The following is an 18,640-nucleotide window of genomic DNA, read 5'->3' on the forward strand; positions in this document are numbered from 1 at the left end:
AGCTAAACCGTATTTATCCTCTGAGTTTGAATGATACAGGCATGATCATTCTCACTTTTACTGGTTGGCCATCTTTTTGGCCTGGCGTCCATTTGGCTGCTGATTGCATGACTCTCACTGCTTCAGCATCACAACCGCCGCCTATACCTTTTATGGATTTTACTTCAGTAATGTCGCCAGTTTCATTGACGATAAACTGTACAAAAACTCTTCCTTCTATACCATCTTTTTTAGCTTGTGTTGGGTATTCCATCGTTGCTGCCACCCATTCATAAAAGGTAGTCATTCCGCCTTTAGGGCCAGGTTGCACGTCTACCATATCATACACTCCCTCAATGTTACCTATTTCATTTGCTATGGATTCCTGGTATTCAACAATGGTTTTGGCAGCCTCTTGATCGTTAAGACCACTAAGCTGTTCTGTGGCGTCTTCACATCCAAATACGATGACCAAGGCCAGTCCTAGAATGAAAGGTATGATTTGTTTGATTTTCATAATTTGATTGTTTTGTTGATTTAACATTTTAATTCTTTTTAGTGTGGATGAGTTATAAAAGGAGTGAGCCAATTCGAATCCATGCCTTGATAGGGTATGAGTCGCCAAGGTTTGTACATAGGTTTCCTTAGAGTATTTACACACTGCTTTGGCATCAGCCAAATATTCATGATTGGTTCTTACCCATTTTGTGATCAGGGGTAACATAGGATTAATCCAAAGGAAGGCACCTATAATTTCCAGCAATAATATATCTAGCGAGTGCAACCCCCGAGCGTGATTTTTTTCATGAGATAAGATCAGCTCTTTCTCTCTGTCTTTCAGTTGGTCGCCCAAATAAATCGTGTCTAAGAAAGTGTAAGCATCTAAACTTTCTTTGAGGTGATAGATTTTGTATCCCTTTATTGCAATTCCATCTTTCCGTTTAATGAGGAGGAAAACAATTTTGCGAGCCAATTTGATAAGAAGCAGGCCAACCACAATGCCATAAGCCCAAATCCAGTTGGAGACGGTAAAAAAGTTTGAGGTATTGGGGCTGGCACTAAGATCTGTGGTCTGCATCATGATGGTGCCCATCACAAAATCGGCAGGAACACTTTCCAGACTAAAATGAATTAGTGGTAGAAACAGAGACAAAACAACTGCACCTAACAGATAAAAGCGATTGAATACAAACGACTTTTCTTGTTTCAGAGCGAGTAAATAAAATAGACTGAAAGCGCCAAGTGCAAAACCTGATTCTAATAAGTAATTGAGAAAACTATTCATGGTCGTTTGGTTTTGAGTCTTGTTTGGCAATAGCTATCAATTCATTCAATTCATTAACATCCAAATTGTTCTCCTCGGCAAAAAAGGAAACCAAATTTTTAAAAGATCCACCAAAATAGCCGTCCATGAAGTTGGATAGGTAAAACTTAGAGTAGTCCTTTTTGGCAATGATTGGGAAGTACTCGTAGGTTTTGCCATAAGCTTTGTGCGAAACAAACTGTTTCGTTTCCAAAATTCTCACAATGGTGGAGACCGTATTATAGGCAGGCTTTGGCTCAGGCAGTTTGGCAATGATATCGTGCACTACGCCTCTTTCTATTTGCCAGAGTGCCTTCATTACTTGTTCTTCCGCTTTAGTCAGTTCTTTCATATTGTTCTAATTACATCACAATCTTATAACTAAATAATTAGTTATGAAACTAAAATAGTAAATATTTAACTAAATAATATTTAGATCATGTGCCGACGAGTGTACTATGGAGACCTCAGGAAATATTTCTATTCATGGCGAAGAGATTCTACTGGGTTCTTTGTTGAGACTTTGATTGTTTGCTGAATAATGCTAATAAGGCAAATGAAAGATGAAATAATAAGTGGAAGGAGAAAAAATTCTGCATTTAAACTTACTCGTAAGCTATAATTTTCCAGCCAGCTGCTAGCTACGAAATATAAAATAGGAATGGCCAGACAATAGGCGATACTGGTGAGTTTGAGATATTGAATAATAATCATCAACGATATATCCTTAGCCATGGCACCAAGGGATTTTCTAATTCCAAATTCTTTAGTCCGAATAGTGATAGCGAAAGATGATAAACCAAAAAGTCCCATTGCAGCAATCAGAATCGAAATGAATGAGAAAAATTTGAATAGTTTTCCAAACTTGATTTCTGATAGAAATTTTTGTTCAAACTCCGCGTCTAAGAATGTATAGTTGAATGAATTGCTTGGAAAACTTTCTTGCCAAAGATTTTCGATTTGAGCTATTTCTGATTGGACTACTTCTTGCGCGTTCTGACCTGAGTATTCCAACTTCACAATGAATTGTGTGCTGGCAAAACTGGCTGGAGTATACCTTCTTAGACTGAAAACCATTGGTGTGTTTTCATCCGTATAGGGTAATTGCTTGTGATCCGCTACAACGCCAATTATTTTTTTATCAAAATGATGATAGTTTGGTGAGTAGCGCCACCACATTGTTTTGTTCAGTATGTCATGAGGTTCATACCCCCACATTTTGGCCGCCGATTCGTTGATCACTAGCGTCGCACTATCTTGGAAAGTAGGGCTGAAAGACCTACCAGACAGAACCTTAAAGTCTAGTGCCTTTTCAAAGTCATACTCAACAAGGTTAACGGTCATATACTGAGTTTGAGTTGAATCTCCGTATACTTTAAAATTCGATTTCCAATAAATGTTATCTCCAGGTAGTAGCATTATGTTTGATACATTACTGATGTTTGGCGATTCCTCTAGCTTTTGTTTGAAGTAATCCTGTTTGAGGGACATATTAGATTCATTCACTCTTGGCCCACTTATGCTGAGCACTTTATCGACATTTACACCTATTTCTCGATTCATTAGGAAATTGGTTTGCTGATAAACAAGGACAGTTCCTCCGATCATGATTGGTGTAATGATAAATTGTAAGTACACTAATGCAGTTCTTAAATTTTTGCCTTTTTTAGAAATGTTAGGCCTTCCTTTGAGCACCTTAGCAGCCTTGAAATTGCTAACAATTAAGCTAGGGTATAAACCAATGAAAACACCTCCAAGAATTAATCCAATAAGAACTAGCCAAAATGAAGGGTCGATAATCCAAATAAAATCGAAACCAAGCCATATTGGGATTATTGGTAGCAAATTATGTAAGAGTAGGAGAGACAAGCCTAATGCGCACAAATTGGTAAACAGGAATTCCATTAGAAATTGATAGATAAGATTTGTCTTACTGGCTCCGAGTATTTTTCTTATACCTACTTCTTTTGTTCTTCCAAGAAATTTTGTTGTTGATAGATTTATGAAATTGATCCACGCAAGAATCAATGTCAACCACGAAGCTATACGAAGTGAAGTAAGCATACTGTGGTTTGTGCCTAGTTCCAATTCATTGAATGCTTCGGGGTGGGTGTGAATGGATCGAATAGGCTGAAGGTGAAAATTGAAATCGACATTTCGTTCTTTGTATAAATTGCCCCAAGTGTCCTGAGCTAGATGATTGATTTTTTCTTCTATTTCATCTCTTTTCTCACTAGGTATTTTGATATAAATAGGAAAGTCGTTCCATATCCAATTGGTTCTTACGGCCCAGTCAGGGTGAACAACATTCAAATAGGTATCAAATGAAAAAAGAAACTCAGGTTTGAAATGTGAATTGACAGGTGGATCAGCATATACTGCTGTGATTTGATAATTAACTTCTATTTGTCCAGTTGTTCTTAAAATTTTTCCAACTACATCTTCGGTTCCAAAATATTTGAGAGCAGACAATTGTGATATAGCGGCTTTTCTTGGTGCATCTAAGGCATGTATCTGGTCCCCTTTTATCACTTCAAATCCGAAAATTTCAAAGAAGTCTCTATCGGCGTAGTAAGCTTTTCCCTCTTCAAAAGCAGAGTTTGGGACTAATGGGTTTTGGACCGTAAAACTTCCATCATAATAAATCAAAGCATGCGAATTAAGGTCTCCGATGTGCTCTTCTATTAAAGGCATCAAAGGAGGCATTGCACCAATGTTTTTATGAAAGACTTCTCCATTTGCATATCTGGTAGTAGATACTCTGAAAATAGATTCACTATCCTGATGAAAATTGTCGAAACTATTTTCGAAAGCAATGTATCTATCGATTAATATGAAAATGAACATCCCTAATGCCAGCCCACAAATGTTGACTAGAACGATTAGTGGTTGCTTTTTGAAGTTTCGTAGAATTTGAATCCAATTTTTCATTATATAGAGGATTGTTTCTTAATGTTAACCACCTTTTATGATTGTTGAAACTCACTCAAGACAAACAGCAAATCGCTGACGACGTACGCACATTGTAGTACTGAAAAATTACTGTAGCGATTTTTATTTTGCCATTTTAATTAATGCAATTTTGTTGCATTAATGATTAATTTTACGACTATGGAAGCAACGAAAAGACAAGAGATTCTAAAAAAACACAGCCTGCGTATCACGGATTGTCGATTAGACGTGCTGGAGTTTTTTATCAATCAAAAGAGGGCTTTATCGCAAAAGGATTTAGAGGATACTCTGACAGACTATGATCGAGTCACACTTTATAGAACGCTACATAGTTTCATTGATAGCGGTGTATTACATAAAATCCCCAATGACAACGGAATTGCATCTTACGGGATTTGTTTTGATACCTGTAGCCCTGATTCACACCAGCATGATCATGTTCATTTTAAATGTACCACTTGTGGACAACTGGAGTGTATAGAGGAGCATATACAATTGCCAGCTTTCAAGCTTCCTAAGGACTATAGAGCACAGTCTGTTGACATTATTGTCAATGGTATTTGCCAAAAATGTGACCCTGCACCTAATTAGTCCACCACTTAAATGTCATTGATTGCCGCTCATCACAACCCATAAATTATTATTTGCAATAATGTTGCACATAATTTATTCAACTCTATATTTGCAACATCATTGCATTTAAAATTTCGACATGAATAAGCTTCTCTTATCTCTTTTACTATTTTATTCTTCTATCACATTTGGACAGGTCTTCAATGGGCAGGTCAAAAATGCTGACACAAATAAACCCATAGAATTTGCCAACATTTACATAGAAGAAACCCAAAGTGGAACCCGAACTAATGAGTCTGGTCATTTTAAGTTGGATGTTTCTATACTTACCAAAATGACCTTGCAAATTTCATACATGGGTTACAAGACATTGGTTCAGCATGTGGATATAAAACACTTGGACAATAATGTTTTTCAACTTGAACCTTCCCATTTGCAATTGGATGAAGTGGTGATAGCTGTGCCTGGCGGTAAGTTAGGAAGTGAAAATGTAGTGAGCATAGAACAACAATCTATGGTAGATTTGAATTTTAGTTCACCTCCCACTTTGGTGATGGCCATTACTCAGATTCCTGGTGTAGAGCAAATCAGCACCGGTTCTGGCATTGGAAAACCAGTGATTCGTGGTCTTACAGGTAATCGGATTGTGGTCTATTCACAAAATACACGTTTAGAAAATCAACAGTTCGGTGGAGAACATGGGTTGGGCGAAAATGCTTTAGGAATCGAAAGGGTAGAGGTAGTTAAAGGGCCTGCTTCTTTACTTTATGGTGCAGATGCGCTTGGTGGAGTATTGTACTTAGTAGATGAGCGATACACACAAGAGGATAAGATAGAAGGATTTGCTGCTTCGGGATATACGTCTAATACTAAGGGGTACAAAAGTAGCTTGGGTTTCAAAGTGAATAAAAACAGAATCAAGTGGAATTTATTTGGAGCCTATGGCAATCATGTAGATTATCAAATACCCAATGATCAGCGAGTGGTTAATACTAGGTTCAACGATATTTCCATAAAATCGGCCTTAGGTTATCATAGAAAAAACTGGGTAGGCAATATCCGTTACAGTTTTTTGAAAAACAACATTGGCATTCCTGAAGAAGCCTCATACTCTAGTGAAGTGGAACGCGAAATGGAGGCTCCTTATCAGGAGATCAGCCAACATATAATAAGTCTTGAAAACACTTTCTATTTGGGTGAAAATGAAATCAGCGCTATAGTGGGGTTTACAAGCAATCGTCGTAAAGAAATTGAAGAGCATCATGAGCATGAAGAGGAAGAAGGAGAACATGAAGAAGAAGAAGAAGAACACGATGAGCATGGAGAGGCTGAAGTAGCATTGGATATGTTGCTGAATACTTTTACTTACAATCTAAAGAGCAAGTTTGAACTGTCCTCTCACAAAACGTTTTTGACTACCGGTGTGCAAGGCATGTATCAAACCAATGAGAATTTTGGAGAAGAGATTCTTATTCCTGATGCGAGCACATTCGATTTTGGTATTTATTCAGTGGTCAATCACAGTTCTGAGAATGACTTTGAATGGCAAGGAGGATTTCGATTGGATATGAGAAAGTTGGACACTGAAACGACGGTAACGGAAGATGGCAGTATTCTAGCCTTCAACGAAACTTTCACAGGTTTCAATGGTTCCTTTGGTGTATCTAAAGCCTGGAATCAGTTGACATTGAAAACGAATGTTTCTTCAGGATTTCGTCCGCCAAATACGGCTGAACTACTTTCCGATGGCGTGCATCATGGCTCTCTTCGTTATGAGCGTGGCAATCGCAATTTGGAAAGTGAACGAGCGGCTCAAGCAGATCTGACATTTGAGTTGAATTCAGAGCATTTTCACATAGGTGTGAGTCCTTTCTTTAACTATATCAATAAGTATATTTATTTGCAACCAAGTACGGAAATAATTGAGGACTTTCCTGTTTTTGATTATGATCAAACCAATGCCAAACTGTATGGGGGAGAAGTGAGTTTACACTACCATCCACATCAGATTCATTGGCTACATATCGAAAGTAGTTTTAGTAGTGTAACGGCTGAAGATAAATATGGGGATCCTTTACCGCTTATTCCTGCCAACCGATTCAGCAGTAAAGTCAAAGCTGAATTCAACAATGAAGGTTGGGTAGAATTCAAAAATATTTTCATAGAGCATGTGTACAAAATGGATCAGGATCGGGTAGGTCTGGATGAAACACCTTCAGATAGTTACGGCTTGCTACATGCTGGAATCAACGTAGAAACCCCTTTCCAAAAAGGCGGATTAGTTTGGCAAATTGGGGTAAATAATATTTTAGACAACGAATACATAGATCACTTGTCCAGACTAAAAAGTGATGGAATTTTCAACCCAGGACGTAATTTCAGTTTCTCTATTCGATGGAATTGGAGCAGTTAAATGGTAATCTCAATCGTATTGCCTTCTGGGTCTGCCACTACGCTTTCGTAGTAGCCGTCTCCTGTGGTTCTTGGTTCTCCTAATATGGTATAGCCATCAGTTTTGAATTGATGAGTCAATTCGTCTACACGCTGCTTAGTTCCGACCGAGAAAGCTAAGTGTGCCATGCCATTGAATTTGACACCATTTTCTAGTTTCGGTAAATACTCAGGGTTGTGCATCAATTCAATTCGGGTTTTTCGATGATCAAACTTCAAGAAGTAGGAACTGAAGTTCTTAGCTGGGTTTTCATATTTAGAACCCTTTGTTGCTTGAAAGTATTTGGCATAAAACTCACTCATGCCTTCTAAATCTTTGACCCAGATGGCGGCATGTTCAATTTTGGTCTTGGGTTGGCGGGGACCGTTGTGTTTGAGTTTGAGTACAAGCAAGGCCAATTGCAAAGTGAAGACAATAGCATTCGTAATAATAATGGGTAAATCAATGATCAACACGCCATAAATCAGCCACGAACTAGACGAACAGACAAAAATGATCAAGGTCCAAAGTGACAAATCTTCCACTGATCTCGTTCTGAGCGACTGCCAAACCTGTGGAACAAAACTGGAGATGGTGAATACGACGGCTAGATAACCGAACAAGGGAGCATAAAAATCCATAAGTAAAATGATTAGACAGGGCAAATCTGATTGAAGAATTCATGAACCCATCAATTTTGCCAATATATTATTGATTAACCTTCAACTTCTACGCGAATTCCCTATTTTCGATGTTATGGATCGAAGAAGTTTTGTGAAAAAATCTGCTGTGGCCTCTGCGGCTTCCTTGCTCACCATCAATATGGCTAATGCCCAAACCAGTGAAGGTTTACAATTAATTAAACCCAAGGCCATAAAAAAAGGCGATACCATTGGTTTGATCACACCTGCTAGTGCAGTCACCAGACAAGCATTTGAAAAGGCAGTAGAGAATCTCGAGGCCATGGGCTTTGTAGTCAAGTACACGGACAACATGAGCGTGCGCAAAGGTTTCTTAGCTGGCACCGATCAGCAGCGTTTGGACGACTTGCATCAGATGTTCGGAGATTCCAATATCGACGGGATCGTTTGTGCGCGAGGAGGCTATGGTTCCGGTCGATTGTTACCCAATATCAACTATGACTTGATCAAAGCCAATCCGAAAGTATTGATCGGCTATAGCGACATCACTGCGTTACTTTATGGTATTCACCAAAAAACAGGTTTGGTGTGTTTTCATGGCCCCGTAGGCGCTTCGGAGTATTCGGAGTTTACCGAAAAGGGATTCGAACAAGTCTTGATGAAAGGCAAGGCTGCCAAATTTGAAAGACCGAAGGACTGGAAGGAGAATCAAGATCCAGCGTTCCAATCTTTGTCAATTGTAGAAGGTGTAGCCGAAGGTGCGCTGGTAGGGGGCAACTTAAGCCTGATGTGTTCCTTGATGGGCACGCCTTATGATATTGATTTTACGGATAAAATCGTGTTCATCGAAGATGTAGGGGAGTCGCCCTATCGCGTAGATCGTATGCTCACCCAATTACTCAACTCTGGCAAACTGGCGCAAGCCAAAGGCATCGCCATGGGCGTATTCAATGGTTGCGAAACCAAACCTGACGACCCTGATTTTGCTTTGTCCACCAGTTTGGAAAATGTTTTGAAAGATCGATTGGGTGATTTGAATGTGCCAGTGCTCTACGGCCTGCCCATCGGTCATATTGATGACAATGCTACTTTGCCTTTTGGAATACAAACTGAACTGGATGTGGAAAAGGGGAGTTTGAGCTTGTTAGAAGCAGGAGTGCTCTAGTCTAGGTGCCAGCTCTAAAATATGGAGGTGCATGGAGTTGTTTTCCTCCTTTGTAAAATGAAAATCTGTATAATTGATCTTCCATGATATTTAAATTCCCTAATAGGCATAAGCTCCTATCTTTTTCCTTACTCATCCTATTCTCATTTGGTGTTTATACGCCTCATGTTTCTGCCAACACAAAAATTTCACCTGATCAAAAGGAGTATCGGTCGATATACAAAAAAGGAATGTCAGAGTTGTCTAGTGGCAAGTATAAGAAGGGATACCAAGCGCTTGAAAAGGCTATCGAATTAGCGAGGCAAGATTGGCTCAAGAAGCCCTATGATTATTCTGAAGCCACGTATGAGCTGGCTTATAGACATTTTCGGAACAATGAGTTTGCACAGGCGACACTGCTGTATCAAGAATCTCTAAGGGTCTGGGAGGAAGCCAAAGGCAAGAATGAATCTGACAAGGTATACTATGCAGAGGGCTTATCAGACTGCTGTTTAGCCACTGGTAAATTTTCAGATGCTGAGCGATTGCTACTTTATTGCAAAGACTATTACCAAAAGCGGCTGCCTGAAGATGCACTGGAATACCTTCGGATTGGAGAGAATTTGGCTAGCGTATATCTGAAATTAGGAAATTACGAAAAAGCGATCGCTGAATACGAATCTCTGGAGAAGTCTGCGGAAGGTGGTATGGATCGGTCTCGACTCATGCAAGCGCAAGCTCATGTGTATTTAGCACTGCAAAAATATGACCTAGCTGAAAAACTGTACCAGCAAATACTGAATGATCTGCGGGATGAATTCTGGTCTGACAATTACTTTCATGCCTCTGCCTATATGGATATGGCTAGTTTTTATATCAGCCAAGGTAAATATGATCAGGCCGAAGAAAATAGCTTGAAGGCTATTGCGCTATATGAAGAAGGCTTTGCCAAAGGAAGTATTGAGCATGCAGGTGCCTTACTGCTACTCGCGGCTGTGCACGAATATCAAGAAAAGGAAGTGGAGGCGTTGCTGATCGAAGCGCTAGACATGGCCGAAAAGAGTATTGGTTCTGAGCATCGAGATTATGGTGTTTTTAGCACATTCCTTGCGGAATATTATGAATCTAATTCTCTTTTGGATCAAGCGATTGATTACTATTCGAAAGCTGAAAAGTGTTTGCGAGTGGCAGTAGGTACGAAGCACCCGGAGTATGCCATGGCCTTGCAAAATCTGGCACTGGTCCACGAAAAATCAGGAGATGTAGCAAAGGCCATCGAACTATTCGATGCAGCCATGCACATTTGGTTGGATCAGTTGGATGAAAACTTGAGCGGTTTGTCTGAGGCTGAATTGACCAAATTCTATGAATCGTTTACAATCAATTTCGAAATATTCCAGTCGTTCGTTTTGAGAAACCACCAGAAGCAGCCCGAACTGCTGGGATTGATGCTCAATCTGAGATTGGCCACCAAAGGATTTTTATTTCAAAATACACAAAAGATTGAAACAGCGGTGGTCAATAGTCAGGACAAACATTTGATAGCCAGTTATGCCCAATGGAAAGATCTGAAAAAGCGAATCTCACAGATTTATAACCTGTCACTAGATGAAAGAAAATCCTTAGCCGAGGAACTCCAAAGTTCGATCGAACTGGCCAATGAGCTAGAAAAGGAGCTGTCGCTGAAAGTACAGCCATTCAAGAAAAATAAATCCAACATGGATTGGCGATTACTGCAGGAGCAACTGCAGCCAAATGAAGCAGCTGCTGAATTGATCCGCTTGAATTATTACGAGAATCACCAATCGGATTCGGTTATTTATATAGGATTGGTGTATCAAAAGGATGGGCAGTTGCCAGCTCTTGTCGTGTGGCCTGATGGCGAGCGACTGGAAGGGGCATCATTGAAAAGATTTCAAGCTTCAATCCGATATAAGATGGAAGATGCGGAAAGTTATAAGACCTATTGGCAACCGCTCAAACAGAAAATGGGAGCCGCTGACAAATTGTACCTTTCAGCTGATGGGGTGTTTCATGTGCTCAGTTTGAGTGCCCTGTGGAATTCGAAAGATAAATCATATCTCTGCGATGAGCTGACTATCGAACTGGTGAATAACACGAATGTCCTTTTGGACGAGCAGGAGATAGCAACTGCTTCGGGCGCGGTATTGATGGGGTTTCCTGACTACGAGGACAATAGTGTGGGAGAACATAAATCCATTGCCAATGAGTATTTGGCCAGAGCCATCTATAGCGATACCACGATCAGGTTTCTCCAAAAAAATGGAAAAATCGCGCCGCTACCTGGAACAAAAAAAGAAATTGAGGAAATAGAAACCCTACTCCAAGAAGCAGTAGCTGATCTGGAAGTCTTTACTGCAACGAATGCTTCCGAACAAGTGATTAGGCAAGTGGCTAATCCTAGGATATTGCATATCGCCACGCATGGTTTTTTTCTAAAGGATCAGGATATTGAAAAGACGGCATCTTCTTATGGCTTGGATACAAAAGTCTATCAGCAAAATCCTTTGATGCGGTCAGGTTTGCTTTTGGCCAATGCTGAGCAAGCTTTGAAAGAAGGTGGTGATGGGGTTTTGACGGCTTATGAAGCGCAAAATTTGAATCTGGATCAAACCGAGTTGGTGGTGTTGTCAGCGTGCGAGACGGGTATTGGTGATATTAGAAATGGGGAAGGGGTGTATGGCCTGCATCGAGCCCTACAAGCAGCAGGAGCACGAGCCACAATCATGTCACTTTGGACGGTGTCTGATGCCGCTACGCAAAAGCTCATGACGCTTTTTTACCAATTTTGGATTCAAGAGCAAGTGCCAAAAAAGGAAGCCTTCCGTCGGGCACAAAACGAACTTCGAAACGAATATCCAGCCCCATACTTTTGGGCATCCTTTGTCCTGGTCGGTCGTTGAATTTAATTTAATATGGCTAGCTTTCATGGCTCTATTAGGAGGGTGAAAAAAACTATTGTGATTACAGACCTATTATATAAAATGAAAAATCAACTCTACTATTACCTGATTGCCGTATTTTCCATTTTTGTTGGGAGTCAAATGACAGAAGGGGTGCTACTCGTTCCGTATTGGCAATCCATGTCTTCGACTGAGTTTTACAGTTACTATCAGGAGTTCGGTCCTGCTATTAATCGATTCTATACGATACTGACGATTGTAGCCTTATTGATTCCGGTAGCACTTTCCGTTTACTTCTATAAAATCCAGTCTCAAGGATTTCGCTTTGCTTTAATTTCATCTGTATTTGCCATGTTGTTTGTCTTTTGTTTTTATGTCTACTTCAAAGAAACGAATCAAGCCTTCTTTCAATCTGCCTTTAGTGCAGCCGAATTGAAAAATGAACTAGTCACCTGGGCCAATTGGCATTGGGGGCGCGTGGTTCTGGAGTGCTTGTCTTTGGTTTTTTTAATCCTGGCTATTTCCAAAAAGGATTCTATTCCAAGATAACTTGCGTCAATTTCAATTTTCAAATCAATGGATTCGGTAACTCAAATAGTATTAGGCGCAGCTGTAGGTGAGGCTGTCTTGGGTAAGAAGGTAGGCAATAAAGCCATGCTCTATGGCGCTATAGCTGGTACCATTCCAGACCTGGACGTACTGGCCTCGCATGTGACAGATACGGTGACTGCGCTGGCCGTTCATCGTGGATTTACGCATTCGATTGTTTTCTCGGTACTATTTGCGCCCCTTTTTGGTTGGTTGGTGTCTCGGTATGAAAGCCTCAAAGATTTCAAAAGTTGGTCCTGGTTGTTTTTCTGGGCTTTTGTGACCCATCCGATTTTAGATGCACATACCACTTGGGGTACGCAGTTGTTTTGGCCTTTCGATCTGCGACTGGCCTTCAAAACCATATTCGTCATTGACCCGCTGTACACCTTGCCGTTTTTGGTGTTTCTGATTTTGGCGATGCTACAGAAACGCACGACAGAAAAGCGTCAGTTTTACAATCGCATGGGTTTGTATGTGAGCACCGCCTATTTGCTGCTTACCTTTCTACTGAAGTGGATCGCATTTGCGCAATTTGAATCTGCCTTGAAAACGCAAAATATCACCTATACTCAACTAGACACTCGACCGTCTCCTATGAATACCATCCTGTGGAGTGCGAATGTTGAAACTGAAAAGACTTATTTGCTGGGACATTATTCATTTTTTGATTCGCAACCCATCACTTTTGAAGCCTACCCGAAAAACCATGAGTTATTGGGAGACCTCAAAGAAAAAGCACCCGTGCAGCGTATGATCGCTATATCAGAAGGCTGGTACACGATCAGTTCTCAAGATGGAAAACTGTATTTCAATGATCTACGCTTTGGATTGTTGAGTTTGGACCCTCAGGCACAAGACTTTGTCTTTAAGTACCAAATCGAAGAAAACGATAACGGACAAGTCACCTTCACAGAAGTACCCAAAAACAAACGGGATGGTAAAAAACTACTTACCGAATTGTGGAGGCGTGTAAAGGGGAATTGATTTGATGATTTAGGCTAGGTTTTGCTAGTGCGGCAATCCCTATCGGGTTTTGCTGCTGTATCAGCCCGATGAGTACATAATTCCGCGCTTCGCTGCCAACTTGTGGGTGTTTTGTGCAGGGTGTTGAGAGCTTTATGCAGCCCTCCGAGACCTTCTTGCAATGCTCCGAGGGGTTATTGCAGCCCTCCGAGGGGTTTGTGCAGACTTCCGAGGGGTTCTTGCAGACCTCCGAGACCTCATTGCAGCGTTCAGAGGGGATGTTGCAGACCTCCGAGAGGTTATTGCAGCGCTTAGAGGGGATGTTGCAGTCTTCCGAGGGGTTATTGCAGAGGTCGGAGGGATTATGGTGTAGTCCTAAAAAAAAGTTGACAGGTTTTACACTATTATTGATGTTGCTCTATATTATATACAACCACGCCAAAACCCGTCATTCCGAAAACTTCTGGAACTCATCTTTTTCTTTATACCCACCATTTGAAGTTTGTGGGAATCCCTTGCTGGATCTGCGGTCGCTTGGGTAGGCGATGCCAGTATGTAGATTTGTCACTCACTGCAAGTGAGCGCCAGATGGAATTGTATTAACGACTCTGTATGGGTTTGTGCCCTTGGAGCCTCTTAAAAGTACTAAAGTAACCGATACGATCTACACAGCCAACCTCGGTCTTCTGGAATTCTGTTGATCCGAGAATGCTACGGATACAGTCTGCCAATTCCTCGGTATTCTACTGCTTCCGATCGGATCGGTGGAGCGTCTTCTGGCATTGATTCGGTAAGAGAGCATGGGCATAACCTATACAGCTTGTTAGCGATTTTTTAGAGTTTTTCTACTGAGCCAAAAACTACAAATAGAAGCTTGATTGACACTAATGTTCCAGCGAACATGGATACACTATACAGAACCCATAAAAGAATGCTTGGGATTTTACCTTTAGTTAGTCGATCAATATTTTCGAAACTAAATAGACCCGTTAAAGCCAAAATGAAGATTGGAATCAGAACTGTAAGCATCTCTTTACTTGTCGTTGTTCGACCAATTTGGAACTTACCGTATGTTGAATTCACCTTGGCTTCTAGGACAGTTTTCGAAAAATATCCAACGCCTAATACTGCAGAGTCACCTTTTAGGGTATTGTAGTATTGATTTTCATCAACTTCAATATGATCATTTTTGAAATATAGGAAATAGTCCCTTTTATATATTTTCTTTTCCTTGACTGCCACTTCTTTATATATTGGATTGATAAAGAATTCGCTAAAAATTAGTCCAATGCAGATTATTGGTATGATTGAGAAATAAGCTTCTTTTTGGAACATTGATGATGCTTGTGAATAATCGCTAACCTAGCTATGATGAGTGGGGATTAGAAAGCACTAACCTCTCGTCTCGTACATAGCCACGCCTTGATTTAAATTTATTACTTGTGGCGGACTTTCCAGACCCCACCAAAATATCCTGACCGATGAAACCCCATTCATTCATAGCATTTGTTACACACTTTTATCTGGCTGTTTCGTGCAATTTCGGTTCGGTAATTCCACGGTTGATCATGTTTTCTTTGTTCATCTCCCAATGACTTTCGGTCATTCTATTTAGATAGTCCACAAGAGGTTCTAATCCAACATCGGCTCTTCGTACATCTACATTCGCACTATCTTCTAAGGATTGGGGAATAGCTTGACCAAATCGATTATAAGTTACTTGTGTCCCGTAAATGAGTTTCTTTCCCATGTTCTTATTTACCCGATCGGTTAGATAAGCAAAGTTTCTTTTGTTGGCATTTTCCTTTGAGATTTGCGTTTCCATCGCTAATAGTACCTGTTTCTGAAATTCTGGGTCAAAGTCACAATGTTGAACGATTAACCAAAAATCGAATGAGCCTTGTTCGCCAACCAAATCAAATCCTGGATATCCATGTTCATTAAACATTTCTTCAGCTCTTTTCTTATTGGTTGTAAAAACACTGTCCTTGTAAGCTTGCCATTCTTCTCTACTATATTCTTTGAACCTTCCTTCTGGAATCCATGCGGCAGTTTGATCTACTTCGACCATTTGAGCCAGTTCGTTGGCTAATTCTTGATTGAACTCTACAATAGCTTTTTCTTTGTTCTGATCTTGATTTTTTGTGCAAGATCCAAAAAGGGCGATGATAGATAGTAAAATGATTCTTTGCATTCTTTGAGATATTGTGTACAACGCCACTGTATGTAGCGTCCGTTTTGATGAAGATAATGTTTCGAATTCAAAATAGCCAAAGCTGTGTTTTGGTCTATATCTTTTTTTGATTCACGATAGGCCAAAACGCAGTTTTGGTGGGGCTTCCAGAAACCAAAAAAACTCTCGTCTAGCAGATTTCAGGATGATATCATACAAATTGTTAGCGTTTCGATTCTAATAGTTATACTTCAAATTTATTTGCAGAGAATCAACTAAACTATCATTAACATAATACAATCCTAACCTTTTGGTTATATAACCCTCTGAATCAAATTCATAGTTAAATTTAATTGTAACCTTGTCTGTAACATCTTCAGATCGTAAATCAGGTGTTGGAAGTCCATAAAGATTTATTCTTCTCTGTTCAAAGTTCAATTTATTAGGTGTATTGGAATATTCTAATGTATGTTCGGTTTTTTGAGGTATTGAAAGGCTTGTATCATCATATTCTTGATAGAAATATTCGATATTACCTTTTTCATTTCGATCGTAGTAATAAATATAAGAGTGATTCTTACCAGTTATTTTTTCACTAAGTAACCTGTCATCAGGATAATAGAGATATTCAGAGTAAATAGTGTCCTGAGTTAGAAGGTTATACGAATAAGAATATTTCACGAACCCACTCTCATTTAATGACAACAAAGAAGTTTGTACTTTCTCATCATCTTTGCTATAAAAGTCTTCAGTCACGGCCATTTTTTCATACTGGTACAGGTAATATGCGCCATTTGGGTATGTTAAGCGTTGAAGTCTATTATTTTCATTATATGAATATTTGTAGGAAAGGTCCTCGATTTTGAACTCTAAAAGAAGTTTTTCTAAAGGATTAATTTCTGTTTCATTGCAACTGATCAGACTAAGAGCAGCTAAAATGATAAGAGAGTTCTTTATTTTCATTTCATTATTTATTTAGACGTGATCCATCAAAAATTAAGCCGAAAATGTATGGCACTGAACGCTAACGTAGTGATATAGTGACAAAGGTGACCATATATCTATTATGTATTTAGTTAAACGTTTAATAATATGCTTAATTTTTCTCAGAAGTGCTGCGGTTAGGCTTGTCTGCCGACAGGCATGGCCAACCCTTCGGCGGGCAAGGTCTAGCTGCTAAACAGACCAGTGTACAAAGTAGTGGATTTGCTAGAAAATTGCAAGGGGTTTGCAAGTGGGTGGCTTTTATTTCATCCGCCGTACCTATTCATAAACGACAGTTTGTCCCAGTACCCCCGCTGAAACTTGATCTTATCATCAATAACATGGAAAAAACCACAGCCCCTGAGCCCCATAGGGTCTTTCCACTCTAGGATGGCCCAGTCGCCATCTTCGAATAGATTCTCTGGAATGCAGGTCATGTCTGCCGCCTCAAACTCTGCGACAAACATAGCCTGAATGGCTGCTTTTCCTGCTACGGGTTCGTTGGCTACCTGATGGTTGATGGCATCCGTGTGATACAGCGCTGCGAGCTTTTCAGCATTTCCCTCATTGAAGGTTTCGATCCATTTGATGACTAGTTCTTTAGGTTTCATTTGACAGTGTTGGTTTGAAAACGCTTGAAAATCATGTACTGTAAATCTATAAAATCTTACCTTCAATGAAATAGATTTCTAGTTGTTGGCTAGCGCCATTTTCTTCTGTTTTTCGATCAATTTCCAAACCGCTTTGTTGTAGCCTTTTTGTGTGATGCCGGTGAGCTGCTCTAGTGCAGCATAGTAGTTGGCATTACCTTTTTCGAATGGTCCACAGTTCAGGAATTCCCAAACGCCTGCAAAGCCCTGGTCTTTTTCGATTTGCTGGACGAAGAGCGCATTCACCACGTAGTCGGCTATGAGATGCTCGGTTCGGGTTTCAGCGAAGTTTACCGGCTCTTCTTTGATTTGTGTCCAGTCCGTTTTTTTGTTGTTGGCTACTTTGTCGCAGAATTGATTGAAGATCTCTTCCCAGCTTAGTCCCCAGCTGCCAGCGTAGAGGTAGGCACAAGCTTCGTCGATGGGTTTGTTTACTTTCCTTCTAGAGATCTTTAGGCTTAGACGATCATGCCACAGATCATGCGCATCTGTATTTTGAAATGTTGCGTTGTCATTGCCCAAAAGGATAAGTTTTTTATCTCCCAGAGAAGAGCTGAAGTTTGCCTGACGAACACCATTGTAGTCCAATCGGTAATTCACGCCCATCAGTTGGAGTAGCGCCGTTAGGTTTTCAGTGCAGTAGAATTCGGTGATTTTGTTATCGACTTTGAGCTTTTCATCAAACGCTGCAGCCAATCGACCGAAGGTCTGCACATTTTCTTCGTTGATGGTTTTAGCGTAGTGAAAGATGTTGTTGTTCACTTTGGCCGTTTTCCAATCACGGGTGTTTCTTAAAAGGGGAGAGGAGAACAGAAAAGCATCGTCGGATTGGTGGGCGATAAGTTCGAAACTGGCTCTTAAATGGCTTTCATTGTCCTTGGTGCCTATGTAGGAAAGCTGGATAAGAAACTGACCTTTTTTGAGGGCAATCACATTATTGAGATAGGGTTGATAGAACTGATCATCCGCAAAAGCTTTGCTTTTCATGATGTCTTTGAATTCGTCGAGCAATATATGCGTTTCGATGCGTTGCGATGCTAGCACCCACTGGTTCTCTTCATTGGGTTTGGCAGCTGCAGCTAGAAAATCATTCAGTGCCTGGACTAGTTGCTGGCTGGTGAGGCTGTCTTGAGGCAATCGAATGTGCGGATGGATGGTCAATTCGCCCGTTTGAGCAAAAAGTAAAAAAGGTGCGAAGATTAAAAGGGTGATTAATTTGAGTTTCATGATTTGGTTTTTTATTGAAGCTCAAATAAAGCCAAGCCATGTCCCTTTGACTGTTAATATTTTCTTATCAATTGTTAATGAAAAGTTAAGAAGGTGGTTCCAATC

At 40.3% G+C, this 18,640-nt stretch carries 15 protein-coding genes; 6 read left to right on the forward strand and 9 right to left on the reverse strand.

The window, feature by feature from the left end:
- Positions 1-13: 13 nt before the first annotated feature.
- The 3 genes from ABJH98_RS04810 to ABJH98_RS04820 form a co-directional block, all read right to left on the reverse strand.
- A complete protein-coding gene (locus ABJH98_RS04810) occupies positions 14-1,264 on the reverse strand; it encodes a M56 family metallopeptidase (protein ID WP_348306495.1) in 1,251 nt (416 codons plus the stop codon).
- A complete protein-coding gene (locus tag ABJH98_RS04815; RefSeq protein ID WP_348306496.1) occupies positions 1,257-1,634 on the reverse strand; it encodes a BlaI/MecI/CopY family transcriptional regulator in 378 nt (125 codons plus the stop codon). The genes ABJH98_RS04810 and ABJH98_RS04815 overlap by 8 nt, the downstream gene beginning before the upstream one ends.
- A gap of 128 nt (positions 1,635-1,762) precedes the next feature.
- Positions 1,763-4,213 (reverse strand): FtsX-like permease family protein, encoded by a 2,451-nt coding sequence (locus ABJH98_RS04820; RefSeq protein WP_348306497.1) that lies wholly within the window; start codon positions 4,211-4,213, stop codon positions 1,763-1,765.
- Between the two features lie 180 nt (positions 4,214-4,393).
- On the opposite strand from ABJH98_RS04820, the gene ABJH98_RS04825 reads away from it, so the two are divergent.
- Complete coding sequence (locus tag ABJH98_RS04825) at positions 4,394-4,825, forward strand: transcriptional repressor (protein WP_348306498.1); 432 nt, start codon at positions 4,394-4,396, stop codon at positions 4,823-4,825.
- Between the two features lie 121 nt (positions 4,826-4,946).
- Positions 4,947-7,220, forward strand: a complete 2,274-nt coding sequence (locus ABJH98_RS04830; protein WP_348306499.1) for a TonB-dependent receptor — start codon at positions 4,947-4,949, stop codon at positions 7,218-7,220.
- Here ABJH98_RS04830 and ABJH98_RS04835 read toward each other — a convergent pair.
- Complete coding sequence (locus ABJH98_RS04835) at positions 7,217-7,879, reverse strand: SemiSWEET family transporter (protein ID WP_348306500.1); 663 nt, start codon at positions 7,877-7,879, stop codon at positions 7,217-7,219. The two genes, ABJH98_RS04830 and ABJH98_RS04835, sit on opposite strands and share 4 nt — an antisense overlap.
- Before the next feature lie 115 nt (positions 7,880-7,994).
- Between ABJH98_RS04835 and ABJH98_RS04840 the strand changes: the two genes are divergently transcribed.
- The 4 genes from ABJH98_RS04840 to ABJH98_RS04855 all read left to right on the forward strand — a co-directional run bounded on the left by ABJH98_RS04840 (position 7,995) and on the right by ABJH98_RS04855 (position 13,522).
- Entirely contained in the window at positions 7,995-9,044 is a 1,050-nt protein-coding gene (locus tag ABJH98_RS04840) for an LD-carboxypeptidase (RefSeq protein ID WP_348306501.1), read from the forward strand.
- An 83-nt stretch (positions 9,045-9,127) separates the two neighbouring features.
- The gene (locus ABJH98_RS04845) at positions 9,128-11,947 is read left to right on the forward strand and encodes a CHAT domain-containing protein (protein WP_348306502.1); all 2,820 of its coding nucleotides are present in this window, start codon (positions 9,128-9,130) and stop codon (positions 11,945-11,947) included.
- Between the two features lie 81 nt (positions 11,948-12,028).
- A complete protein-coding gene (locus tag ABJH98_RS04850; RefSeq protein ID WP_348306503.1) occupies positions 12,029-12,496 on the forward strand; it encodes a hypothetical protein in 468 nt (155 codons plus the stop codon).
- Between the two features lie 27 nt (positions 12,497-12,523).
- A complete protein-coding gene (locus tag ABJH98_RS04855; RefSeq protein WP_348306504.1) occupies positions 12,524-13,522 on the forward strand; it encodes a metal-dependent hydrolase in 999 nt (332 codons plus the stop codon).
- Between the two features lie 813 nt (positions 13,523-14,335).
- Here the strand turns inward: ABJH98_RS04855 and ABJH98_RS04860 are convergent.
- The 5 genes from ABJH98_RS04860 to ABJH98_RS04880 all read right to left on the reverse strand — a co-directional run bounded on the left by ABJH98_RS04860 (position 14,336) and on the right by ABJH98_RS04880 (position 18,535).
- Positions 14,336-14,836: a hypothetical protein gene (locus ABJH98_RS04860; protein ID WP_348306505.1), complete on the reverse strand. Its 501-nt coding sequence runs from the start codon at positions 14,834-14,836 to the stop codon at positions 14,336-14,338.
- 184 nt (positions 14,837-15,020) lie between these two features.
- Positions 15,021-15,695: a DUF6624 domain-containing protein gene (locus ABJH98_RS04865; protein WP_348306506.1), complete on the reverse strand. Its 675-nt coding sequence runs from the start codon at positions 15,693-15,695 to the stop codon at positions 15,021-15,023.
- 216 nt (positions 15,696-15,911) lie between these two features.
- Positions 15,912-16,637: a hypothetical protein gene (locus tag ABJH98_RS04870; protein ID WP_348306507.1), complete on the reverse strand. Its 726-nt coding sequence runs from the start codon at positions 16,635-16,637 to the stop codon at positions 15,912-15,914.
- Positions 16,638-16,924: 287 nt separating this feature from the next.
- The gene (locus ABJH98_RS04875; protein WP_348306508.1) at positions 16,925-17,269 is read right to left on the reverse strand and encodes a nuclear transport factor 2 family protein; all 345 of its coding nucleotides are present in this window, start codon (positions 17,267-17,269) and stop codon (positions 16,925-16,927) included.
- A gap of 78 nt (positions 17,270-17,347) precedes the next feature.
- On the reverse strand, positions 17,348-18,535 hold the full coding sequence (locus ABJH98_RS04880) for a hypothetical protein (RefSeq protein ID WP_348306509.1): 1,188 nt from the start codon (positions 18,533-18,535) through the stop codon (positions 17,348-17,350).
- Positions 18,536-18,640 lie beyond the last annotated feature (105 nt).

It is taken from the genome of Reichenbachiella sp., assembly GCF_039969095.1.
Classification (GTDB): Bacteria; Bacteroidota; Bacteroidia; order Cytophagales; family Cyclobacteriaceae; genus Reichenbachiella.